The sequence below is a fragment of the Fructobacillus apis genome (assembly GCF_023893635.1).
Taxonomy (GTDB): Bacteria; Bacillota; Bacilli; order Lactobacillales; family Lactobacillaceae; genus Fructobacillus; species Fructobacillus apis.
Window position 1 is genome coordinate 162509 of the sequence record NZ_JAMWYK010000001.1, and the last position, 23681, is coordinate 186189.

Genomic DNA, 23681 nt, shown 5'->3' on the forward strand with positions numbered 1-23681 from the left:
CCTAATGTTGCGCGTGCTTTTTCTTCAGGTTAATGAGCTCGTTTGTCAAAGCGATTAACGCGGCATCGTCGTGCTCGTTTCTCGCCTGGGCAATTTGCTGCTTTAACTTTGTTTCCTGTTCTTTATAGGGCGCCAGGTTCAAGATGACCTTCAGGTAATCCTTCACCGCTTCGTCCCCTGCCTCCAGGCTGCCGAACTCCCGGTCGATGGCAAGCATCTTCTGGTTGAGCTCGGGCTTTTGGACGTAGTCCATGAAGGTGGCGAGGTCGAAATCCCCTTCGTTCTCCTCTTTGTATGCGTCAAAGAGCATCAAGAGGATTTGGTAATCGGGGTGGACGAAGGAAAAGTCCGGCCTGTTTTTGATTTCATCATAAACCTTCGACGATTTAATGATGGCCATTAACAAGCCCCGCTCCGCCTTTTCGACGACGGAAACCTTTTCCTTTGGCGCGTCCTGCCAGTTTGGCCCGTTGTAGGGACCAGCCTCGTTTCGGCCGGCCAGCGGGTCAATGTCTGGAATGAAGGAATCATCCCATTCACTGGGCATGCCGCTGTCCCATTCAGGGGCGACTGAGTGCCCGCCTTGGTGGGAACCTGACCCGGCATTTGAACGCCCGCCTGGGTGTTCCTGCTGGTAGGTCTTAAATTCCGACTGCAAGGACTCAAGCGAGGAGCCGTAGTCTTCGGCAATCTTCTTTAAGAAGTAGTCCTGCTCGACCGGTGAGGCCGTCACCAAGACTGGCCAGACTTCTTTCAAGAAGTCCAGGTACTGGGCTTGGTTCTGCAGGTTCTTTCCGAGCTTCGCCGTACCAATCAAGTACTCGGTTGGCGTTTGCGTCGATTGCTCCAAGGCCTGCTTCAAGGCGTCCAAACCAAGTTCCCGGCGAACTTCGTCGGGGTCCCGGTTATCGGCCAGTGAAATCACACCGATTTCCACCTGTGGCGCCTGTTCGCGAATCAACGGAATCGAGCGCTTGGCCGCCTTTTGACCGGCGGCATCCCCGTCGTACACCAGCGTAATCTGGTCGGTTAACTTGGTCAAAGCAGCCACGTGGTCCGGCGTCAAGGCCGTTCCCATCGTCGCTACCGCTCCGCCGGCACCGGCGAGGTCAGCGGAAATCACATCCATGAATCCTTCGAAGATCATGGCTTTTTGACCGGAGCGGATGTTGGCCTTCGCCTGGTCCAAGTTGTAGAGCAACTTTCCCTTGTTAAAGAAGGGCGACTCGGGCGAGTTCATGTACTTGGCCGGGTTGTCCGGATCAAGTGAACGACCGGAGAATCCAACGACCTGACCACGGTCGTTTCGGATTGGCCAGAGGACACGGTTGTTAAAACGGTCCCGAACCAATTCGCCATCGCGTTCGATGAAGAGCTCAGATTCGGCCATGACCTTTTCATCAATGTTATGCTCACGGGCATAGGACAAGAGTACGTTGTTGCTTGGGACGAATCCCAAGGCGTAACGCTTAATGGTGTCCTCGTCCAGCTTACGGTCGTCCTTCAGGTAGGCCAAGGCCTGCTCACCCGCCGTGGTGTTCAGCAGGATGTGCGTGTAGAGCTTTTGTGCCGCGTCGTAGAGGTCGTAAATCTTTTGGAACTTTTCCTGGCGGGCCGAAGGCTGGCCGGAATACTCGTCCAAACCAGAAATCCCCTCGTCTTCTGCCAGTTTTAAGATGGCCTGCGGATACGTGTAGCCTTCTTTTTCCATTAAGAAAGAGAAAACCGTTCCGGAACGACCACAGGAGAAACAGTGAAAGACCTGTTTCTTATCATCCACGAACATGGATGGTCGGCGGTCATCGTGGAAGGGACAAGACCCGTTCCATTCACGACCACGCTTAACCAAAGGAGTGTATTGTTGAATCAGGTCAACGATGTTGCTCTGGGAGCGAACTTCGTCAATTAGTTGTTGCGGAATCCGCTCAGCCATAACCCCTCCTTTGTGTTTTTGGGCGCAAAATGTCCGTAATTTCTGTCAAACCGTCTAGCTACAATTATAAGAGGTAAACGCCCCTCCTGTCAAAGTTAAAGCACGTTTTAGCATAATTATTCCAGGTCGTGCTGGAATATGATGAAGGGGAATATTTTATTCCAACACGAAATAATTCCACCCCCACTTCCGTGCTATGCTTGCAGCGTAAGGAGTGGGCTTGGTTCTTGTCCCTTCGCTGGCCTGACAACCCCAGGTCAGCCTCCTTACCATTCTCCCGAAAGACGTTGATTGCACCCAGTTGTTTACCACTCCCAAACCTGGGTGAGTGTGAGTTTTCAGTTTAAAGCCCCTCGTATTTGTACTTCTGTTTCACCGAGGTTTCCAGTTTCCAATCAACCCCCTCATTTCGGGACCAAAGTCCGTGTTCACCATGCACGGACTTTTTTTGTGTAGAAAAAAGCGCTCCGTTTAAAACGAAGCGCTTTTTCTTTCTTATATTTTTTCAGACTAACCTAAGTTCTTGTTGTCCTCATCACCGTTTGCCTTCTGCACCACCTGACTTTCAGACTCTTCCTTTGAGAGTTTGTGGCTCGTGCTTGGTTGGTTAACCTTGATGTTTGAATTCGTACGGGCGTTATCAGATCCAAGAATAAAGGCGGTCGTCATCACGACCAGTAAGACAACGAGAAAGATTAAACCGTTGCGTAAAACGTGACTTTTACTTAATTGATTATTCATGTCATTAACACCCCTTCAATAAAAGAGTAGTCCCAAAAATGAACTTGGTCAAGTGAATTCAATAGAAAAAGCCAACTGTTCTAAAGCGTCCAGTTGACTTTATATTTACTTCTTTTTACTCAAGATAACGCCATCCCCAAAGTCAATCAGACGGTGATCTTCCGACAGCATACCAATGCGGTTATAGCCGTCATGGCGTTTGAAAATGACATGCTTTCCTTCCACTTCGTAGCGTCCAATCTGAACGACCTTCCGTCCCGTTTCAGACTGCGTCTGGTATCGGTAGAAACGTCCAACGAAAAGACAAGAAGCCGTCATCAACGTGTCGTTTGAAAAGTAAAAGGCATAGCGGTAGGTACCCGATAGCAGGGACTTCTTTTTATAGGCATAGTATCCGAGGGAGGCAGTTGCTAAACTAGCCAACCCAAACCCCAGAATAAAGTGATTCATTTGTTGGTGCTTGGTGTTACGGTTCGATTGCTGCATAATGCTCTCCTCTACTCGTTTTAGCATGCCTCAGTCTAACACGGATGCCTTTAAATAGCGAATTTAGAAGACTTTAGCCTAATTTCTAATTAGAATGGAAAATAAAAAAGAGCCCCGGAAAATTTTCGAGGTTCTTTTTTAAGAGCTAATCCGTCTTAGTTCTTGTGTTCTTTCTTTGAGGTCAACTTATCAAAGAGAATGTAGATTAATCCTGCGCCCAGTGTAAGGACAAGCAAAAGTTGTGTCATCGCGTTTCCAATGTATTCTGCAGCAGTCTTTGGCATGTGCCGCTGACCATCGCGGAATTTATTAAGACGAGAAGCTGCCTGATTCTCTTCTTTAGCAGCATTCTGAGTGTTCACCGCACTGCTGTCTTTGCTTGAATTATTTTGTCCACTGCCGTTTGTTGGCTGATCACCAGACTTATCGGATGGTGTGTTTCCACCATTGTTAGCAGGTGTGTTTCCACCATTGTTTGATGGTGTGTTTCCACCACCGTTGTCATCGTGGTGAATTGGCTTAATAAGTTACCGTTTCACTTGCGTTAGCCGTCTGTGCGGTTACGTTTGCTTCTGCAGCAACGCCTTCTGGCTGTTCATAGCCATCCACTGTCTTTGGTTCATATCCAGCAAAGCTTCCGGAGGTTGCATCGGAGCCTGCCACGTGCCAATCACCATACGTCCAGTTTCCGGTAGCGTCGTCCTTCGTTGCCGAACGTTCAAAGTTAACCTGTTGAACTTCCGGTTGCATGTTTGGCATTGGTTGACCAGTTGTACCGTCCACAAAGTTAATCGTGCGCGTCACTGACTTTTGAACGTCTTCAGGACCGTGATCGGATGGTGTTCCAGCCGAACTCTTGTGTTGGTAAGTTACCGTCACGCTGCTATTAGCAGTATTTGCTTTAACGTTGCCTTCTGCAGCAACAGCAGCCGGTTGTTCGTAACCATCCACTGCCTTTGGTTCATAGTCAGAAAAACTGCCAGATTGTGCATTAGATCCAGCAAGATGCCAGTCACCATATGTCCACTTGCCCGTGGCTTCATCCTTCGTTGAAGAACGTTCAAAGTCGACATGCTGAATTTCTGCTTGCATGTTTGACATTGGCTGACCTGTTTTACCATCCACGAAATTAATCGTGCGCGTCACTGACTTTTGAATATCCTCAGGACCGTGATCAGATGGTGTTCCCGCTGAACGCTTATCTTTGTAGATAAACTTAACGGCTGGAATATTATTCATCGTATCCTTGGTTGGCGTTACTTCGTCATTGTTTTCTGCCTTGTCAAAGTCAAAGCCTTGGGCGCTTAGGTCTTCTGGGGTTGCTTTGTCGAAATGACCATTGGCAGTCCAATCGCCCGTTGGGGTAAAGGCACCCGTCGACTCATCCACCATTCCCTTCTGGCTCATTTCGACGGATTACGTCGTGGGCTTAGCCACTTCTTTCCCGTTTTCGTCAACGTAATCAATTTCACGGTTAACCGTCTTCTTGTGGGTTTCTTCGTGTTGCTTACCCTTTACAGTCACAATGGCCTTTTCACTAAATTGATTACCACTAGGATCCGTGTACGTGTAAGTGATTGGATACATACCTGGCTTTTGGTTATCGACTCGACCATTAAAGTCAACATCCTTCAGGTTCAATTGGTTACCGTACTCATCTGTTGCAGAGGTCACGTTATCACCAACGTTCCACTTGTCACCAACGGTAATGGTTGAATCATGAACCTTCAGGGACGCCTTGCTGGCGACCACTGTAATCTTAGCAGTCTTCTTTTGAAGTTCTCCTCGTTGATCTGTAAATTGATACGTCACATCGTAAGTACCTGGTGTGTGTGGATCAACGTTTCCGTTCACCGTCAGATCCTTCAAATCAACCTTTTCGTTGTTGGAGTTCACGGCCTGTAGGAAATTATCCCCCGCATTCCAGTTTTGCTTTGGACCAGCGACAATCGTACTATCCTGCACGTTTAGCGTTGACTCATTTGGTGTCTTTGAGTACTTTACTGTGTATTCCGTATTTCCAGAATTTGGGTCAACCGTCATTGGATCAAATGAGGTTTGCTGATTTGATTCCACATTGTATCCATCGATTGTTGGTGCCTTGATTTCACCAAAGTGATTATTTCCTGAAATCAGTTGCCAATCGGTGTAAACCGGTTCATTGTTTGCGTCCAAACTACCCTTTCGACGATAAACAGCTTGTTGAATGGTAGAAGGGGCAATCTTATTTCCCTTATCGTCCACGTAGTTCACCTTACGTTGAACACTGTTCGTCTGAGCCGGAACAAACTGGAATTTATCAATACTTACCGTCTGTAAATTATAGTCCGCTCCAGTCGAGGCACCAATGGACAAAGAAAGTGGCGACTCGTAGTCATCAACGGAAATTGTTCGTGTGACGCTGTTATTATAGGTAATGCTCATCTTTCCAGCACCGTCATAGGTTAATTCGAATGGAAGATCTTTTCCTGCCACTTCCGAACCGTCAAAGTAATAAGGTTCTGATGCGTAACGGAATGGTTGATTTTGATCCGTTTGATCAACATCACTGTGGAATCCTGCCATGTATGGTTTGGCAAAATCTCCCCAACCTGGTGCATCCCACGTATCGAACACAAATCCGGAAGACTTAGGCAATCCCTTCACAGAGATTCCTCCTCCTTGATAACCGATGTCACCGTTTTTACCATGGTGGAACGCCATTCCGATTCCATCTCCACCCGCATTGTTATCAATCTTGGATCCAAGGTTAATCCGACCCTTGATGGTGAATGGTACTTTTCCATTAATCTTTGTCTTTAAGGTGATATTACCGTCTTGACCATCTGTATCCTGAGTCAACGTTGTCGTATTACTTGCATGATCATAGGTCGCGTTACCACCAACCTTGAAGTATTTTTCAAAGTTGCTTGAATCAACGGTCACCTTCAAATCTTCATTTGACACAGTACCGCTATCATCACTATCAGATTCAGCTCTTGGCTGCACACTGTCAGCGGAAACCATTTGGTTAACACCAGCAGAAGCAATAGAAATCATAGCTAACCCAGTCATTCCAGTTACTAAAAACTTTTTTGCTTTATAAAGCTTGTATGTTTCTTTCAATGCCATGCGATTCCTCCAAATTGTCCCAACCCCCTATTTACGCCCACCAGTCAGTCGTAAACAAAAACACACCCCACCAAACGAAGGAGTGTGTTCTTGGAATTCAGGATGTTGACACTCATCCGTTACGGAGAGCTCATATACTTTTGTTGGGTTGTCTTTTTTTTAATTACACTACTATTATAACCGAATTAGAATAATTGTAAACATTAGGTAACATTGGTCACTGTTATGTCTTTTATAAAAAGCGCCGTTATGCACATAGCCATTTATTTGTCCTTCATCCCGTTATTAGAACAAAAAAGAGCCCCGGAAAATTTCCGAGGTTCTTTTTAACGGACTAACTTGATTAGTTCTTGTGTTCTTTCTTTGATGTCATCTTATCAAAGAGAATGTAGGTCAATCCAGCACCGAGTGCGAGCACAACCAAAGCACGCGCCATCATGTTGTCAGCGTATTCCTTAGCTGTCTTTGGCAAGACGTGGTGTTCAGCCGTAGGGGTTACCTTGGCTTCACTTGGGTGACGACCGTCATTGGTATCTTGGTTAACCTTAACATCAGTGTTAATCGCTTGATCAGCTTGGTTCAAGTCATCTGAGAAGTCATCCCAGTCAGAGTCCTTGTCACCGTTCAAGCCGTTCAACTTGTTGTGTGCGTTTTGGGCATCGTTGTCAATCTTGTCCTTGGCCTTCTTCTTTTCATCAGGGGTCAAGTTTGGCAAGTTATCAATCTTCTTCTTGGCGTCGTTAGCACCGTTATCGATATCCTTGTGTCCAGCGTCCTTGGCGTCGTTAAAGATAGCGTGCTTTCCTTTGTTCTTGGCATCATCAACACCGCCCTTATCGGTGGCGCTATCAACATTGCCCTTCGCCTTGTTAGCGTCGTCGTCAATCTTGTCCTTGGCCTTCTTCTTTTCATCAGGAGTCAAGTTCTTCATGTGATCGACTTTATCCTTGGCCTTGTTGGCATCGTTGTCGATATCGTTCTTAGCACCGTTCTTATCATTTTCGTCGGTGTCGCCCTTGGTATCGTTATCGATGGCGTTCTTACCATTGTCGCTATCATTGTTAAAGTCGCTAGGGTTCGTGTCCCCATCAATCTTCTTCTTGGCGTTGTTGGCATCGTCGTCAATCTTGTCCTTGGCCTTCTTCTTTTCATCAGGGGTCAAGTTAGGCAAGTTATCAATCTTCTTCTTGGCATCGTTGGCATCGTTATTGATATCCTTCTTAGCCTTGTCCTTAGCGCCACCGTTGGCGTCATTAGCGTCATCCGCTTTTTTAGCATCGTTATCGATATCTGACTTACCCTTGTTAGCGGCATTATCAAAGTCGGTCTTGTTTTGACCTTTATCAACATCACCCTTTGCCTTGTTGGCATCGTTGTCGATATCGTCCTTGAACTTCTTCTTCTGATCAGGCGTCAAGTTAGGCAAATTATCGATTTCGCCCTTCTTCTTGTTGGCTTCGTCGTCGATGGCCTTCTTGGCGTTGTTCTTGTCACCGGCGGTATCGTTGTCGCTGTTGGCATCGTTACCGTCGTTATCGATGGCCTTCTTACCCTTGTCAGTAGCATCGTCAATGCCCGCCTTATCCTTGGCGTTGTCGACGTCGCTCTTAGCCTTGTTGGCGTCGTTATCAACCTTAGCCTTGGCGTCCTTCTTTTGATCAGGCGTCAAGTTAGGGAGGTTGTCAATTTCGCCCTTCTTCTTGTTGGCTTCGTCGTCGATGGCCTTCTTGGCGTTGTTCTTGTCACCGGCCGTATCGTTGTCGTTGTTGGCAGCGTCACCGTCATTGTCGATGGCTTTCTTACCGTCGTTGGTATCGTTATCGATATCACCCTTGTTGGTGTCACCATCAATCTTGTTCTTAGCCTTGTTGGCATCATCGTCAACCTTAGCTTTGGCATCCTTCTTTTGATCTGGGGTCAAGTTAGGCAGGTTATCGATGTCGCCCTTCTTCTTGTTGGCTTCGTCATCGATGGCCTTCTTGGCGTTGTTCTTATCACCGGCCGTATCGTTTTCGTTGTTGGCATCGTTACCGTCGTTGTCGATGGCTGCCTTACCCTTATTCGTGGCATCATCGATTCCAGCCTTATCCTTGGCGTTGTCGATATCGTTCTTGGCCTTGTTAGCGTCGTCATCGACCTTGTCCTTGGCCTTCTTCTTTTGATCAGGGGTCAAGTTAGGCAAGTTATCGATGTCGCCCTTCTTCTTGTTGGCTTCGTCGTCGATGGCCTTCTTGGCGTTGTTCTTATCACCGGCCGTATCGTTTTCGTTGTTGGCGTCGTTACCGTCGTTGTCGATGGCTGCCTTACCCTTATTCGTGGCATCATCGATTCCAGCTTTATCCTTGGCGTTGTCGATATCGTTCTTGGCCTTGTTAGCGTCGTCATCGACCTTGTCCTTGGCGTTCTTCTTTTGATCAGGGGTCAAGTTAGGCAAGTTATCGATGTCGCCCTTCTTCTTGTTGGCTTCGTTATCGATGTCAGACTTAGCACCGTTCTTGTCAGAGTCATTTTGGGCGTCGTTTCCATCGTTATCGATGTTTGTCTTACCATTGGTCTTGGCTTTGTCGATGTCATCTTTGTTCTTAGCGTTATCGACATCATTCTTAGCGTTGTTAGCGTCGTTATCAACCTTGTCCTTGGCCTTCTTCTTTTCATCAGGAGTCAAGTTAGGCAAGTTATCAATCTTTTTCTTGGCGTCGTTTGCATCGTTATCGATGTCGGCCTTAGCACCACCCTTGGCACCGGCGTTATCGGCATCGTTGTTGATGTTGTCGATACCCTTCTTCTTTTTGTCATCGATGTCGTCCTGACCCTTAGCATTGTCGACATCATTCTTAGCATTCTTAGCGTCGTTGTCGATGTTGGCCTTGGCCTTGTCTTTGTCGGCTTGTGGAATGTTTGGGTCGTTATCAATCTTGTTCTTGGCTTTACCAGCGGCATCATCGATATCGGCCTTGGCTTTACCCTTGGCTTCGGCGTCGTTGGCATCGTTGTTGATGTTGTTGATACCGTTGTTCTTACGGTTGTTGATGTCATCTGGGGTTGTTCCCTTGTCAACGTCATCCTTGGCGTTGTTGGCATCAGTGTCGACTTTGGCCTTTGCCTTGTCCTTATCGTCTTGAGGGATGTTCAAACCGTCAATCTTCTTAGCAGCGTCAGCGGCGTTATCAATATCCTTCTTGGCATTGTCCTTTGCAGCGTCAGCGTTAGCAGCGTCGTCATCCGCTTGGTCAGCCTTCTTGTTCAAGCCGTCCAAGTCGTTAACGAAGTCCTTGTGCGTGTCTTCGCCGTTGATGTCATCGTGGAACTTCTTCTTTTGATCTGGTGTTAAGTGCTTCTTATTATCAACGTTCTCGTTGGCGTTCTTCTTCAACTGGTCAATCAAGGCGTTGTTGAAGGCGTCACCGAAGTCGTTGTATCCCAAGGTACGGACTGATGACCAGATTGGGTGGTAACCAGTTGTTGTCGTATCAGATGAGAACATCGCGGTAATCTTGTCCGAATCAACAATCTTAACAGGCTTGATGTTAATCTTTAAGGTTGACGTACCACCGACGTTTGAGCCGGCATCAAAATCATTACTGTAAATATTGTTCTTCGGTTGCAAGGTGGTCGTATTACCAGAAGCAGGCGTCAAGATAGGATTATCCGTCTTTGACGTCATGGATGGTGAGAAGGCCATGTCAAAGTACGAGTGACGACCAGCACCAGAAGTTGACAACATTGGAACCTTAAAGGTTAGGTTCATGGTGAATGTATTGCTTGCTTTATCATACTGCAAGCCATCGAATGAGAACTTGATTTCATTGAAGTGGCTAATATCACCGTTAGCCGTTCCCCAAGATTTCTGCAAGCTTTCTGGAACCGACGATTTATCAGGTGTTTCGTTATAGTGCTTGAAGTAGTCGGTGCTTTGTCCGAACCAGTAAGGACGGGCTCCGTCATCATCGGCGGAGGCCTTCATTCCGGCTGGGAATGAAGGGATTGAAACCGCCTGGGTCAAGCCTTGGGCCGAACCAGCAACGGTTAATCCAATCACACCGGCAAAGAGCCATTTCTTACCGGCTTTGTACATCTTATAATGCTTTGTTACTCGCGTTTCTGTTGAATGCTTCAACATAGACAAACTCCCTCCAATTTCTTTTTGTCACCAATATAAAAAACCAAGCAACCGCTTGGACATGCCTCGCATTGCTTGGATCGACTCAGTATTCAAAGAGGGTTGGTTCAATCGTGTTCGAACATGTTTGTTATATTCGTAACTTTTCAGTTATATTTTACACACGTATCCTTTAAAAATACAATAGTATTTCGTATATTTCTAATCAAATTCTGAATTAATTTACATTTTTAGAATAAAAAAAGCAGCCCTTGGTAGGTGCTGCTTTTTTTACTTCTCTCTTTTTATATGGGTTTCTCTATTCCCATTCCACCGTTGCTGGTGGCTTAGCCGTGATGTCGTAGACTACACGGTTAATGTGGTCAACTTCGTTTACGATTCGAGAAGATACCTTCTGCAAAACGTCCCATGGCAAACGGGCAAAGTCAGCCGTCATTCCGTCGATTGACGTAATGGCACGGATGGCAATCGTGTATTCGTACGTACGGAAGTCACCCATGACTCCAACGGACTTGTTGTTCGTCAAGACCGTAAAGTACTGCCAAACATCCCCTTGCAATCCTGCCTTAGCGATTTCGTCACGCAAGATCCAGTCGGATTCACGCACGATTTCCAAGCGGTCTTCGGTGATGGCACCCATCACACGAATTCCAAGACCGGGTCCTGGGAATGGCTGACGCCATACCAATTCATGGTCCATGTTGAGCTGTTCACCCAATTCACGAACTTCATCCTTGAAGAGCGTGTTCAATGGTTCAATCAACTTGAACTGCATGTCTTCAGGCAAACCACCAACGTTGTGGTGAGACTTAATCGTCTGGGCAGTTTCCGTACCAGATTCGATCACGTCCGTGTAAAGCGTTCCCTGAGCCAAGTAGTCCATTCCGTTCAACTTCGTTGCTTCGTCATTGAAGACTTCAACGAACTCGTTACCGATAATCTTACGCTTTTGTTCAGGATCCGTGATGCCTTCCAACTTAGACAAGAAACGGTCTTGGGCATCAACCTTGATGATGTTCAAACCGAACTTACCACCAAGCATTTCCATGACCTGGTTCGCTTCGTTCTTACGGAGCAAACCGTGGTCAACGAAGATACAAGTCAATTGGTCACCGATGGCCTTTTGCAAGAGCACACCAACGACGGATGAATCAACGCCACCAGACAAACCGAGAAGGACCTTCTTGTCCCCCACTTCCTTACGGATGACGTCGATTTGTTCGTCGATGAATTCGGCCATTGACCAAGTTGCCTTGGCACCGGCGACCTTCATCACGAAGTTCTTGATGATTTCCTTACCGTGTTCTGAAAGCGTCGTTTCAGAGTGGAACTGAACGCCGTAGAGTCCAGCTTCATCGTTTGCGATGGCAGCGATTGGTGTCTTGTCAGAACCAGCAGCCACCTTGAAGCCTTCTGGCAACTTGGTTACGTTGTCAGAGTGAGACATCAAAACGATTTGCTTTTCAGGGGTTCCTTCAAACAACTTTGAAGGAGCCGTTTGCGTGATTTCAGTTTGACCGAATTCACCGTTACCTGGGTTAGCTTCAACCTTACCGCCCAAATGCCAGGCAATCAGTTGCATACCGTAACAAACACCAAGAACTGGGATTCCCAATTCAAAGATTTCAGGGTCAATCGTGAAGGCGTCTTCGTCGTAAACTGACTTAGGTCCACCTGACAAGATGATTCCCTTCGGGTTGTATTCCTTTACTTCAGCAGCCGTCATCTTGTTTGACTTCAACTCTGAGTAAACACCCATTTCACGAACACGGCGTGTAATCAATTGGTTGTACTGTGAACCGTAGTCCAGTACCAAGATTTTGTCGTTTGCTTGAACCATATTAGTCCCTTTCCTGTTCGACGTAGTTTGGTGCTTTCTTCGTAATTTCAACATCGTGTGGGTGTGATTCCTTCAAACCGTTATCGGTGATTTGAACGAATTGCGCATCCATGCGGAGCGCTTCCACGTTTTGTGATCCCGTGTAACCCATTCCGGCACGGAGACCACCGTCCATCTGGAAGACGGCGTCTTCCACAACGGCTTCGCGAGGCAAGAAGTCGGAAATCATCACGACGTCTGCCCCACCGGCGATGGCCTTCACAACGTCACCTGAGTAGTGGATACCACCGGCGGCGATGACGGCTGTGTCTTGCCCAGCCAATGCTTCAACAACGGTCATGACCGTTGTCAAGAATGGGTAGTGCGCGTCATCGGCCCACTTTGAATCAACCGAGCGACCGGCGATAACGGCATCAACGCCAACCTTCGCCAACTTTTGAGCGGCTTCGGCGTCTTCGATGGTACCAACAATCAACGTCGCGTCCACCAAGGCGGCCTTCAAGTCTGAAACGGCCGTCAATGTCATTTCGTCCAATGCCTTTGGCAAGTACAAGACGATGGCGTCGGCACCGGCGGTTACCAATTCAGCAACACGCACTTGGCTGTCATCGGCCAACCAAACTTCAGCAGCAAGGCTGCCCTTTGAGTCAGCTGACTTGGCTTCCTTGACCAATGCGACTTGGTCTTCAATCTTTTCTTCGGCAGGTACGATTCCCAAGGCCCCCGCTTCAGCCATGTCCTTAGCCAAGGCAGCTTGACGCTTACCGGTTAAGTCAGTAGCAGCAAGTGGATTAGCAAGTGTGAGCTTGCCGATGGTCGTTTCGAGGGCGACCGTGTGAGGTAAGACGTTTGAAGCTGCTGGAACCAGCAGCGTTTCATCATAACCCAAACCGTGACCAGCATCCGTGCCGTCTACCAAGGCTGCTTGGTAGTCAAAGGCAGGCGTCGTCTTCTTGATTGATGAGCCGTGGTTGATGGCGTCCATCACCGTCTTAGCACCCATGTCCGCAAATCCTTGCGTCAAGTGGTCCAAGATTGGCATCAAGACATCCTTCAACTCACCCTTGTAAGCCACGCGGGCTTCGATTCCTTCCGGAACCATCTTCTTGGCTTCGTTCACTTCCCCTTGGAAGTAACGGTCCTTTGAACCGTTTTCCATGGCAGCGATTGAACCCATTCCGCGGTAGAACTTGAACTGTTGACCGTTGTCTTCGAAGACCTCACCCGGCGTTTCCTTCGTTCCTGAGAACATGGAACCGAGCATCACGGCGTTTCCACCCATTGAGATGGCCTTCAAGATGTCGTCGGCCGTCTTAGCACCACCATCGGCGATGATGGCCTTGTGGCGCTTCTTTGCTTCGCGAGCGGCGTCGCGAATGGCTGACAACTGTGGCACACCGATTCCGGCAACCACACGCGTCGTACAGATTGAACCAGGTCCGATACCAATCTTCACCACGTCGGCACCAGCGTCGTAAAGCGCTGCCGCACCAGATTCCGTGGCGATGTTTCCGGCGATGATATTCAACTTAGGGAACGTGTTACGCACTTCCGTTACCTTCCGCAAGACACCTTCTGAGTGTCCGTGAGCGGAATCCAAGATAACGGCATCGACACCGGCTTCAACCAATGCCTTGGCACGGTCAACCGTGTCGTTTGTCACCCCGAGGGCGCCGGCAACGATCAAACGACCGTTTGCATCAACGGCAGCGTTTGGCGTCTTATCCAAGTCCACTTCCGTCTGCTTCACCTTGGCAACTTCTGCTGCCTGGTCCGCGATGGTCATGTTCTTGTGGATGACACCCAAACCACCGAATTCGGCCAAGGCCGTGGCAAAGCGAGCTTCCGTCACCGTATCCATGGCTGCAGACAACAATGGAATGTTCAAATTCAAAGTTGGCGTCAAAGACGTCTTCAATGATACGTCAGAAGTTTGGATGGCTTCGGAGTGGTCCTCCATTGCCATGTCATCAAAGGTCAAGCCCATTGGCACGAACTTGTTTTTCTTTTGAAATGCTGCCATGATTCTCCTTTAACTAAGACAATCGCATACAAAAAGGCACTCTGCAACTGATCTCCAGATCCGCAGAGTGCCATTGAAAAAAGCCTTTTTCAAACACACTTACGGATAGTCACGACTTTTGGGGCGCGGTAGAGACTGCTGGCCATTTTCCAGCGATATATCTGTTCGTTTTTACTTGAATTGTTAAGGTTAATTATACAGACTCGCCCCCTATTTTACAAGTCAAAAAGCCCGTCATCATCCCTCGTATCGGCCCTTGCACTTTCTCTCATTTTCCTTTAATATTACATTAACAAAAGTACGAGAAGACCAAGTTCGAGGTTTCCAAAATGAAAAACTTCCAATCACCTGCCGGTCTAGTCCAGATTAAGCCGGTTCAGGTCAAATACGCCGCGCCCATGTTCCATGCGATTGTCATGAGTAAAGACAACTTAAGTCGCTTTTTAGACTGGGCCAAGGAACCATCCTTGCAAGCGCAAAAGGATTACTTGATTCAAGAAAAGCGTCGTCGTTTCCGTAAGCACCCCCTCTCCTTCGCCTTTGTCGTGAACGGACAGGCCGTTGGTGCGATTGACCTTCGGATTCAAGCAGACGAGAAGTTGGCCGAGGTTGGCTACTGGCTTACTGAGGAGCACCAGAACCTCGGTATCGTCACGTGTGGCTTGGAAGAAATCAAACAGTACGCCATCGACAAACTGAAGTTGGACGGGCTCTACGTGAATGTTTTACCCGCTAACGCAGCGAGCAGCCGGGTGGCCGAGAAGGTTGGCTTTATCCCGGACGGTGCTGTTGGCACCTTCAATCGCTATACCTGGCGTAAGTAAAAAAAGGATGGACGCGTATGCGTCCATCCTTTTTGTTTTTATAAATTATTTATCAGTGCCATCCGTGTTTGTTTCCAAACCAGCGTTGTTTTGCTCTTCTAACTGAGCCAGCTGTTCTTCCAACTGTTGCTCGGCCTCGAGCTGGGCGTCAATCGTGACCGCCTTTGGTCCCATTGACTTCTTCATCTGGAGCTGACGGTCAGCGTCCCAGAACTCACCGGCAACTGACACCGTTGACAGCAAGTTGATGAAGGCCTTCGGATCAACCGAACGCACCGCTTCCTGCATTTCGAACAGTTCGAAACGGGAAAGCACCATCATCAACGTCGTTGATTCACGCTTCGTGTAGGCACCAGACGATGGCAGAATCGTAATTCCGCGGATCAAGTCCCGGTGCAACACGTCGATGACCTCTTCGCCCTTTGACGTGACAATCAAGGCCGTCAACTTCCGGTAACCCGTGTAGAGCGCGTCGACCACCTGTCCGGTTGCATAAATCCCAATCAACGTGAACATGGCGTTTTGCCAACCGATGAAGAATCCAGCGAAGGCCACAATCACACCGTTTGCGATGTTCATGAAGGCCCCGATGGACTTTCCAGTACGCTTCTGAATAATCATCGCGATGATGTCGAAACCACCGGTTGAGAATCCGTAACGCATGGCCACACCGATGGCAGCACCGACGAAGAGGCCACCGAAGAGCGTTGCCAAAAGCGGTTCAGTCGTAAAGGCGTGCGTTGGCAAGAAAATCAACAGGATGGAAACCACAACGGCGTTCAAGAATGAGAGCACCGTAAACTGGCCACCGATCATTTTCCAACCGATGACTCCGATTGGAATGTTGAACAGCAAGAAGAACACACCGGTCTGAATATTCAGGTTAAAGAAGGCTGACGATGACAGCGAGAAGAGCTGCGCGATACCGTTCAAACCAACGGAAAAGATGTTATTCGGAATCAGGAAGTAGTTCAATCCGGTTACTTGCAGAGCGACTGACAAGCAGAAAAAGATGACAATTAAGGCAACTTTACGCCATTTCTTTTGTGGTTTAGCCATCGTGTGCTCCCCCTTTTAATCGTTTTAAATCACTCTTTCAATCATATCACAGACAAGCCGCCTGATAGAAGAGCTGGAGCCGATTTGGTTACGAATATTTCATTATAAGTTTAGAAGGCGAATAAAAAAGTCACCCGCGTGGGTGACTTTGACAGAATCATTAATCTTTTTAACGAATGCTTTTAGCGTCCGCGGTTGAAGATTGCACGAAGCAGTCCCAATCGCTTGTAAAGGTAGAAGAGCAAGGCCCCACCGGCCGCCATTCCGAGGAAGGTGGCCAAGCCGGCCCCAATCTTTGTCGCATCCGACAAGATGAAGTTGGCCGAGAACTCGGATACCAAGAAGGCCAGGATGGCCATGGCAGCCGAAGCCAGGTAGGCCGGCACCAGCGTCACCTTCAAGTCGTCGAAGGAGACCTGGTATTCCTTCTTCAAGAAGGCCAACATCAGGTAGAGCGACCAACCAAATCCAACGAAGGAAGCCATCAAGGCCCCCATCCCCTGGAAGAGGAAGATCAATGGCGCTTGTAACAACACCTTCACCAGGAGTCCCCAGCAGAAGGCGCGAACCACGGTCTTTGGCTCGGACAAGGCTTGCAACACGAAGGCCAGGAGCATGAACAAAGCCATGATGATTGTGAGCAAACTTGAGAACTGCAGGAGGTAAATTCCTGCCTGCGCCGTGCCGTCGATTGGGTAAAAGAACTTGTAGAGCACGTCTGAAACAGCGTACATCCCCAAGGCTGATGGCAACAAGACTAGAGAGGTCAACTTAATCGTCGTGAGCACTTGTTGCTGCAAGCCAGCCTTGTCTCCCACCGCCTTCTTAGCCGAAAGGATTGGCAAAGCCGTCGCCGCAATCGATGTGGCGAAGGAGATGACGATCATCACGAGCTTGTTTGGGTTGGCCGAAAAGAGCGCAAACTGCACCTGCAAGGTGTTGCCCGTCTCCTGGAAGAAGGCCTTCATCAATGGAAAGAAGGAGTACTGGTCCACGAACAAGAAAAGGTTCGTCGAAGCGCCGATGATGACAAATGGCCAGGATTCCTTCAGAACGTTTGCGACCATCGCACGGGTCTGTCCCGGACGGATGAAGTCGAGGACGCTCGTCTTCACCTTCACCTTCTTTTGGTAGACGAGTGGGCGTCCGCCCTGCTCCTCTTCGGCCTTAACCGTTGGGTGGATGAGGTCCTTGTAGGAAACCCATCCGTAGGCCAAGACGGCGACGGCGAAGAGCGCCCCGATGAAGGCGGCGAAGGTTGCTTGCACAACCGCGCCCGTCCAATTGGCTGGGTCAGCCGACAACACGACCCAGGTGGCAAGCAACAGGTAGATGATTCGGCCCACCTGTTCGACCACTTCGGAGATGGCCGAGATGTGCATCAGCTGGTGTCCCTGGAAGATTCCACGAACCATGGACATGGCTGGGAAGACCAGGACGGCTGGTGCCAGTGAGTGCAAGACCGGTATCACGTTTTCGTTGCCGTTTGAAAGCAACGGTGCCGATACGTAAAGCAAGACCGCAAAGATAATTCCCAAAATCGTTCCGATTTGAAGCGACTGCTTGGTCAACTGCCAGAGGCCGTCCTCGTCTTCTTTAGCGATGAGCTCGGCCATCACCTTTGAAATGGCGGACGGGAATCCGAAGGTCGCAATCGACAGGAGGATACCGTAGATGTTGTAACCCTGTGAGAACAAGGCGTTCCCCTGGTTGGCCGCTGCGCCAAGCATGGCCAGCCAAGGCAGGATAAAGGCCGCCCCAAGCAACCGGGAAACGATGTTTCCCATGGAGAGCCAGAAGGAACCTTTGACCAGGGCCTGGTTATCGTTTTGGTTGCCGGCCTTGGTGCGCTTTCCCTTGTTTGGGCTTGGCAGAAGCTGCTTAGCCATTTGGGCGAGGCGCTGGGCAGGGCTGGCGGTGGCTTCTTTGACCTGAGGAGCGACGACGGCTGCTGGGTTGGCTGCGGGCTGCTGCTCGTCTACTTGAACCGGTTGAGTTGGTTCTGAAACAGGTTCTTCTTCAGGCGTTTCTTCTGGTTCTGGATTACGAGTCGTTTCGGCTTGGCGTTCTTCCGCTTCACGGGCCGCCTGCGCTTCTTGTTGTTGGCGAGCTGTTTCGGCTTGGCGTTCTTCCGCTTCACGGGCCGCCTGCGCTTCCTGGCGGCGGCGCGCTGCTTCGGCTTGGCGTTCTTCCGCCTCACGAGCCGCCTGGGCTTCTTGTTGTTGGCGAGCTGCTTTGGCGTCAATCTCCGCCTTCGCCTTCTTTTCTTCGACCTCAGCTTCTTTTCCTAATTGCTGAAATAGCTGGTAGCGCTCTTCTGGGCTACGGGCAGACAAGCCTTCCTCGTCGTCCTTACGCTTGTTCCAAAAGGCCCACTTGCTGTGTTGATTGCTGGGCTGCAGGTTGTTTTCAAGCTTGGCTAGCAGTTCATCAACGCTTAGGTATTCATTTTGATCATTTCGTGGATCGTTTTCTGTCATGATCGTGTTTCCTTTTTTATATGTACCCAGCACCGGGATGGGCCGGTGCTGACTTTGCCAATCTTTTGGCTGACTGCTTGGTTACGAGCAACTTACTGTGCAACGATGCGTGCGTTTTACTTCGCAACAATGTTGACGAACTTACCTGGAATGGCGATGACCTTCTTCACGTCAGCGTCTTCCAAGTACTTCTTAATTTTGTCATCAGCCAAAGCTGCTGCTTCCATGTCTTCCTTTGAAGCATCGGCAGGCATCACTTGCTTTGAACGAACTTTTCCGTTCACCTGGAAGATGATTTCCTTGGTGTCGTCGATCAAGGCCTTTTCGTCGTAGGTAGGCCATGCAACGTAAGCGATGGATTCCGTTGCCCCCGTCAACTTTGACCAGAGCTCTTCGGCCAAGTGTGGCGCAAACGGTGCCAACAACTGAACGAAGCCTTCCATGTAAGACTTAGGCAACTTTTCTTGCTTGTAGGCCTCGTTCACGAAGACCATCAACTGGGAGATGGCCGTGTTGAAGCGCAATTCTTCCAAGTCTTCCGTGACCTTCTTGACCGTTTCGTTGTAAACCTTCTTCATGGCGTCTTCGCCCTGGTCAGACAACTTGTCTGAGAGGCTGCCGTTGTCTTGAACGAGCATGCGCCAGACACGGTCCAACCAGCGACGGGAACCCGTCACCCCTTCTTCGGACCATGGCTTGTTTTGCGTCAAAGGTCCCATGAACATTTCGTAGATACGAAGCGTGTCGGCACCGTAGGCGTTCACGATGTCGTCTGGGTTCACAACGTTCCCCTTGGACTTGGACATCTTTTCGTGGTTTTCACCGAGAATCATTCCCTGGTTAACCAACTTGTGGAACGGTTCCTTGTTTGGCACAACCCCGAGGTCGTACAAGACCTTGTTCCAGAAACGCGCGTAGAGCAAGTGCAAAACGGCGTGTTCGGCACCACCGACGTAGAGGTCGACGTTTTGCCAGTAGTCCAACTTTTCCTTTGCTGCGAAGGCATCTGGGTTCGTTGGGTCGATGTAGCGGAGGAAGTACCATGATGAACCGGCCCACTGTGGCATCGTGTTCGTTTCGCGACGACCCTTTACGCCGTCTTCACGGGTCACTTCCAACCAGTCCTTGGCATTAGCAAGTGGTGATTCACCAGTACCGGATGGCTTCATTTCGTCTTGGGACAATTCAGGCAAACGGAGTGGCAATTCTTCTTCAGGGACGAGTGACATCGTACCGTCTTCCCAGTGGATAACAGGGATTGGTTCACCCCAGTAACGTTGACGGGAGAAGATCCAGTCACGCAAACGGTAGTTGACCTTCTTTTCACCGGCACCGTGTTCTTCCAACCAAGCGATCATCGTGTCGATCGCTTCGTCCTTTTCCATGCCGTCAACAAAGCCAGAGTTGATGTGCTTTCCTTCGCCGGCGTAGGCTTCTTCTTCGATGTTTCCACCTTCGATAACGGGTGTGATCGTCAAGTCGAACTTCTTGGCAAAGTCGTAGTCGCGCTGGTCGTGCGCAGGCACGCCCATCACGGCTCCGGTACCGTAGGATGCCAAAACGTAGTCGGCAATCCAGATTGGCAGCTTTTCGCCGTTCACTGGGTTAATGGCGTAAGCACCAGTGAAGACACCGGACTTATCCTTGTTCAAATCAGTACGTTCCAAATCAGACTTCAAAGAAATCTGCTTCTGGTATTCGGCAACGGCGGCCTTTTGGTCTTCCGTGGTAATCTGGTCAACCAAGTCGTGTTCCGGAGCCAAGACGATGTATGAAGCACCGAACAACGTGTCGGCACGCGTTGAGAAGACTTCGATCTTGTCGTCGTGGTTTTCAACGTCGAAACGAACGGAAGCACCGATTGAACGTCCGATCCAGTTGCGTTGTTGTTCCTTGATGGCTTCTGGCCAGTCGAGGTCGTCCAAGTCGTCAATCAAGCGGTCAGCGTAGGCCGTGATCTTCAAGACCCACTGCTTCATTGGCTTGCGGTAAACGGGGTAACCACCACGTTCCGTCTTACCATCAACAACTTCTTCGTTGGCAACAACCAAACCACCACCTGGGAAGTCAGGCGCCCAGTTGACCATCATTTCGTCTTCGTAGGCCAAGCCCTTCTTGTAGAGCTGTTCGAAGATCCATTGGGTCCACTTGTAGTAGTTGGGGTCGGTCGTCTTCACTTCGCGGTCCCAGTCGTATGAGAATCCAAGTGATTGTACTTGGTTCTTGAACGTTTGGATGTTTTCATCCGTGAACGTGGCGGGGTTGTGACCCGTCTTCAAGGCGTACTGTTCGGCTGGCAAACCAAAGGCGTCCCATCCCATTGGGTGCAAGACGTTGAAGCCTTGCGCACGCTTGTAACGTGAGACGATGTCCGTTGCCGTATAACCTTCTGGGTGACCAACGTGCAATCCTTGACCAGACGGGTATGGGAACATATCCAAGACATAGTACTTGTCCTTGTCTGAACCATCAATTGCCTTAAACGTCTTGTGGTCTTGCCAGAAATGCTGCCACTTCTTTTCAATATTTTGGTGATCGTATCCCATATTCTTCTCCTTTACCTAACAAAAAAAGCCCCACGTCAGCTTAAAAAAACTAACGTAGGGCGGTTGAAACCGCGGTCCCACCTACATTTCGCCTCAAGTCTCCCCTCGGCCTCGGTACCTTAACGCGGTAAGACGGATTGACTACTGCTGTTCACCAATCGCGCTTTCAACCGAGTTCGTAGTGTTGGTTGGCAAGCTTCCAGCCCCGCTTACTTTCTGATGCTCCGCGACTACTACTAGTGTTGAAAAGTATCCTAATTATAACACAAGGCAGCTAAAATTCGCTATACTAGGGCATAGATTGTAAAAGGAGGCCGATATGTCTTATACGAACCGGCACTTTATCAAAAACTTTTTGGAGCAACACGTAAAAACAAACCAACTGGTTATCGACGGCTTTGCCAAGGAAGGTCAAAACACGCGTTTTCTCGCCTCACGGGTTGGAAAAGACGGACAAGTCCTCTCCTTTCACAACACCAAGGAAGAGGCCAACAAGACGGCCGCTTCCCTCTTCATGGCTGGCCTACAGGAACGGGCAACCATCGTAAACGGCGCCCTTTTTGAAGACACCTTGAAGCAAGAACTCGGTCGCTTGACGAAGGTCGACCGCGTCGTACTGGACTACATGGACGACGCGGTTTCGCCAGACGCTGTGGATGAAGCGCTGACCTCTGTTTGGCCATACGTGAAACCGGCTGGTACCGTCTTACTCTCCGTGAAAAACGGTTTCAACTTCGTTGAAGCCTACGCAGAGGAATTGGGCAGTCTTGGATCTTCAGCCAGCTTTACAGCAGAAGACGGCTTAACATGGTTGTTTGAAAAGCAATCAGCAGACGATTAAATTGATTTAATTGACCGTGATATAATAAGCACAGTTCATTCATTAAGGAGTACACGATGGGACGCATTGTTAACCAAGAAGAAAAGACCAATAACCCTTTGGAAGATTTCATTTCCTTCCCTGACCCAATTTCTGAAGAAGAAAAGAAGGACCGAGAAAAGGCCTTGGGTCAAAATAAAAACGAAAACTAAGCATAAAAAAAAACGCTCGACTGTTTTAGGCAGTCGGGCGTTTTTTGTATTCAAATAAATTTTGCAAAAGAAAAAAGCCTGCGTAAGCAGACTTTTTTGAAAGTTGTAATTAACCTTCGATTTCAGTAACCGTTCCGGCACCAACAGTGTGGCCACCTTCACGAACAGTAAACTTCAAACCTTGTTCAATGGCAACTGGGGCGATCAATTCAACGTCGAACGTTACTTGGTCTCCAGGCATAACCATTTCAACACCGGCTGGCAATTCAACCACACCAGTAACATCAGTCGTGTGGAAGTAGAATTGTGGACGGTAGTTAGTGAAGAATGGCGTGTGACGTCCTCCTTCTTCCTTAGTCAAGACATAAACCTCGGCCTTGAACTTCTTGTGAGTCTTGATTGAGCCAGGGGCTGCCAAAACTTGTCCACGTTCGATTTGGTCACGGTCAACACCACGGAGCAATGCACCGATGTTGTCACCAGCTTGTGCTTCGTCCAAAGTACGACGGAACATTTCGATTCCAGTAACAGTAGTCTTAGCTACTTCGTCCTTCAAACCAACGATTTCAACTTCAGTACCAGTAGTCAAAACACCACGGTCAACACGACCAGAAGCAACAGTACCACGACCAGTGATCGTAAATACGTCTTCGACAGGCATCAAGAATGGCTTGTCAGCTTCACGGTCTGGAGTTGGGATGTATGAGTCAACAGCATCCATCAATTCCATGATAACCTTAGCTTGTTCTGCATCACCTTCAAGGGCCTTCAAAGCTGATCCCTTGATAACTGGCAAGTCGTCGCCTGGGAAGTCATATTCTGACAACAATTCGCGAACTTCCATTTCAACCAAGTCAACCAATTCTTCGTCGTCAACAAGGTCAGTCTTGTTCAAGAAGACAACCAAGTATTCAACACCAACTTGGCGGGCAAGCAAGATGTGTTCACGCGTCTGTGGCATAGGACCATCAGTAGCGGCAACAACCAAGATAGCACCGTCCATTTGAGCGGCACCAGTGATCATGTTCTTAACGTAATCCGCGTGACCAGGGGCATCGATGTGGGCGTAGTGACGTGCGTCCGTTTCGTATTCGATGTGTGAAGTGTTGATCGTGATTCCACGATCCTTTTCTTCAGGCGCGTTATCGATTTCGGCGAAATCAGTTGCGTCCTTACCTTGAGCTTCAGCCAATACCTTTGAGATAGCGGCAGTCAAAGTAGTCTTTCCGTGATCGACGTGCCCAATCGTTCCGATGTTAACGTGGGGCTTGTTACGTACATATGTTTCTTTAGCCAATGTAGTTTCCTCCAAATTTTATTTCCTCAGTTTACCCGAGAAAAATCGTATGTTTACATTTTACAACGATTACCCGATAAAAACAACCGAATAAACCGTTTTTTCTGGCCTATGAGCCGGAATTAATTATACTAATATATAATTTTTTTGTAAACATTTTTTCACTTCTTTTTCGGCAGAAAAAAAAGG

At 48.8% G+C, this 23681-nt stretch carries 16 protein-coding genes, 1 pseudogene and 1 riboswitch; of the genes and pseudogenes, 3 read left to right on the top strand and 14 right to left on the bottom strand.

The window, feature by feature from the left end; genetic code table 11:
* Window position 1: 1 nt before the first annotated feature.
* The 10 genes and pseudogenes from dnaG to guaB all read right to left on the bottom strand — a co-directional run.
* On the bottom strand, window positions 2–1933 hold the full coding sequence (gene dnaG / locus NFX39_RS00750; protein ID WP_252442071.1) for a DNA primase: 1932 nt from the start codon (window positions 1931–1933) through the stop codon (window positions 2–4).
* Between the two features lie 510 nt (window positions 1934–2443).
* Entirely contained in the window at window positions 2444–2674 is a 231-nt protein-coding gene (locus NFX39_RS00755) for a hypothetical protein (RefSeq protein WP_252442072.1), read from the bottom strand.
* Between the two features lie 105 nt (window positions 2675–2779).
* A complete protein-coding gene (locus NFX39_RS00760; protein ID WP_252442073.1) occupies window positions 2780–3160 on the bottom strand; it encodes a hypothetical protein in 381 nt (126 codons plus the stop codon).
* Between the two features lie 155 nt (window positions 3161–3315).
* On the bottom strand, window positions 3316–3522 hold the full coding sequence (locus NFX39_RS00765; RefSeq protein WP_252442074.1) for a hypothetical protein: 207 nt from the start codon (window positions 3520–3522) through the stop codon (window positions 3316–3318).
* A 157-nt stretch (window positions 3523–3679) separates the two neighbouring features.
* The gene (locus NFX39_RS00770) at window positions 3680–4567 is read right to left on the bottom strand and encodes a mucin-binding protein (RefSeq protein ID WP_252442075.1); all 888 of its coding nucleotides are present in this window, start codon (window positions 4565–4567) and stop codon (window positions 3680–3682) included.
* 9 nt (window positions 4568–4576) lie between these two features.
* Window positions 4577–6271 (bottom strand): lectin-like domain-containing protein, encoded by a 1695-nt coding sequence (locus tag NFX39_RS00775; protein WP_252442076.1) that lies wholly within the window; start codon window positions 6269–6271, stop codon window positions 4577–4579.
* Window positions 6272–6614: 343 nt separating this feature from the next.
* A complete protein-coding gene (locus NFX39_RS00780; RefSeq protein ID WP_252442077.1) occupies window positions 6615–10391 on the bottom strand; it encodes a DUF1542 domain-containing protein in 3777 nt (1258 codons plus the stop codon).
* Between the two features lie 298 nt (window positions 10392–10689).
* Window positions 10690–12231: a glutamine-hydrolyzing GMP synthase gene (guaA, locus tag NFX39_RS00785; protein ID WP_252442078.1), complete on the bottom strand. Its 1542-nt coding sequence runs from the start codon at window positions 12229–12231 to the stop codon at window positions 10690–10692.
* A gap of 1 nt (window position 12232) precedes the next feature.
* Window positions 12233–13150, bottom strand: a complete 918-nt coding sequence (locus NFX39_RS00790) for an IMP dehydrogenase (RefSeq protein WP_256469568.1) — start codon at window positions 13148–13150, stop codon at window positions 12233–12235.
* 3 nt (window positions 13151–13153) lie between these two features.
* Window positions 13154–14254 (bottom strand): annotated as a pseudogene (gene guaB / locus NFX39_RS00795) (IMP dehydrogenase); the annotation flags it as partial.
* 86 nt (window positions 14255–14340) lie between these two features.
* Window positions 14341–14437, bottom strand: a riboswitch (purine riboswitch).
* Between the two features lie 146 nt (window positions 14438–14583).
* Between guaB and NFX39_RS00800 the strand changes: the two are divergent.
* On the top strand, window positions 14584–15078 hold the full coding sequence (locus tag NFX39_RS00800) for a GNAT family N-acetyltransferase (RefSeq protein WP_252442079.1): 495 nt from the start codon (window positions 14584–14586) through the stop codon (window positions 15076–15078).
* Window positions 15079–15123: 45 nt separating this feature from the next.
* Here NFX39_RS00800 and NFX39_RS00805 read toward each other — a convergent pair whose 3' ends face one another.
* The 3 genes from NFX39_RS00805 to leuS all read right to left on the bottom strand — a co-directional run bounded on the left by NFX39_RS00805 (window position 15124) and on the right by leuS (window position 21163).
* Window positions 15124–16137: a YitT family protein gene (locus NFX39_RS00805; protein ID WP_252442080.1), complete on the bottom strand. Its 1014-nt coding sequence runs from the start codon at window positions 16135–16137 to the stop codon at window positions 15124–15126.
* Between the two features lie 182 nt (window positions 16138–16319).
* Window positions 16320–18617 (bottom strand): putative polysaccharide biosynthesis protein, encoded by a 2298-nt coding sequence (locus NFX39_RS00810; protein WP_252442081.1) that lies wholly within the window; start codon window positions 18615–18617, stop codon window positions 16320–16322.
* A 116-nt stretch (window positions 18618–18733) separates the two neighbouring features.
* Window positions 18734–21163, bottom strand: a complete 2430-nt coding sequence (gene leuS / locus NFX39_RS00815; protein ID WP_252442083.1) for a leucine--tRNA ligase — start codon at window positions 21161–21163, stop codon at window positions 18734–18736.
* Window positions 21164–21482: 319 nt separating this feature from the next.
* On the opposite strand from leuS, the gene NFX39_RS00820 reads away from it, so the two are divergent.
* Window positions 21483–22004, top strand: a complete 522-nt coding sequence (locus tag NFX39_RS00820) for an SAM-dependent methyltransferase (RefSeq protein ID WP_252442085.1) — start codon at window positions 21483–21485, stop codon at window positions 22002–22004.
* Window positions 22005–22060: 56 nt separating this feature from the next.
* Window positions 22061–22195 (top strand): hypothetical protein, encoded by a 135-nt coding sequence (locus NFX39_RS06420; RefSeq protein WP_256469564.1) that lies wholly within the window; start codon window positions 22061–22063, stop codon window positions 22193–22195.
* Between the two features lie 109 nt (window positions 22196–22304).
* Here the strand turns inward: NFX39_RS06420 and tuf are convergent, their stop codons facing one another.
* The gene (gene tuf, locus NFX39_RS00825) at window positions 22305–23492 is read right to left on the bottom strand and encodes an elongation factor Tu (RefSeq protein WP_252442087.1); all 1188 of its coding nucleotides are present in this window, start codon (window positions 23490–23492) and stop codon (window positions 22305–22307) included.
* Window positions 23493–23681: the final 189 nt, after the last annotated feature.

What these genes read in the sequence shown, in the direction of transcription:
- dnaG (WP_252442071.1), bottom strand. Translation starts at nt 1,933, where the DNA reads ATGGCTGAGCGGATTCCGCAACAACTAATTGACGAAGTTCGCTCCCAG.
- NFX39_RS00755 (WP_252442072.1), bottom strand. Translation starts at nt 2,674, where the DNA reads ATGAATAATCAATTAAGTAAAAGTCACGTTTTACGCAACGGTTTAATC.
- NFX39_RS00760 (WP_252442073.1), bottom strand. Translation starts at nt 3,160, where the DNA reads ATGCAGCAATCGAACCGTAACACCAAGCACCAACAAATGAATCACTTT.
- NFX39_RS00770 (WP_252442075.1), bottom strand. Translation starts at nt 4,567, where the DNA reads ATGAGCCAGAAGGGAATGGTGGATGAGTCGACGGGTGCCTTTACCCCA.
- NFX39_RS00775 (WP_252442076.1), bottom strand. Translation starts at nt 6,271, where the DNA reads ATGGCATTGAAAGAAACATACAAGCTTTATAAAGCAAAAAAGTTTTTA.
- NFX39_RS00780 (WP_252442077.1), bottom strand. Translation starts at nt 10,391, where the DNA reads ATGTTGAAGCATTCAACAGAAACGCGAGTAACAAAGCATTATAAGATG.
- guaA (WP_252442078.1), bottom strand. Translation starts at nt 12,231, where the DNA reads ATGGTTCAAGCAAACGACAAAATCTTGGTACTGGACTACGGTTCACAG.
- NFX39_RS00800 (WP_252442079.1), top strand. Translation starts at nt 14,584, where the DNA reads ATGAAAAACTTCCAATCACCTGCCGGTCTAGTCCAGATTAAGCCGGTT.
- NFX39_RS00805 (WP_252442080.1), bottom strand. Translation starts at nt 16,137, where the DNA reads ATGGCTAAACCACAAAAGAAATGGCGTAAAGTTGCCTTAATTGTCATC.
- NFX39_RS00810 (WP_252442081.1), bottom strand. Translation starts at nt 18,617, where the DNA reads ATGACAGAAAACGATCCACGAAATGATCAAAATGAATACCTAAGCGTT.
- leuS (WP_252442083.1), bottom strand. Translation starts at nt 21,163, where the DNA reads ATGGGATACGATCACCAAAATATTGAAAAGAAGTGGCAGCATTTCTGG.
- NFX39_RS00820 (WP_252442085.1), top strand. Translation starts at nt 21,483, where the DNA reads ATGTCTTATACGAACCGGCACTTTATCAAAAACTTTTTGGAGCAACAC.
- NFX39_RS06420 (WP_256469564.1), top strand. Translation starts at nt 22,061, where the DNA reads ATGGGACGCATTGTTAACCAAGAAGAAAAGACCAATAACCCTTTGGAA.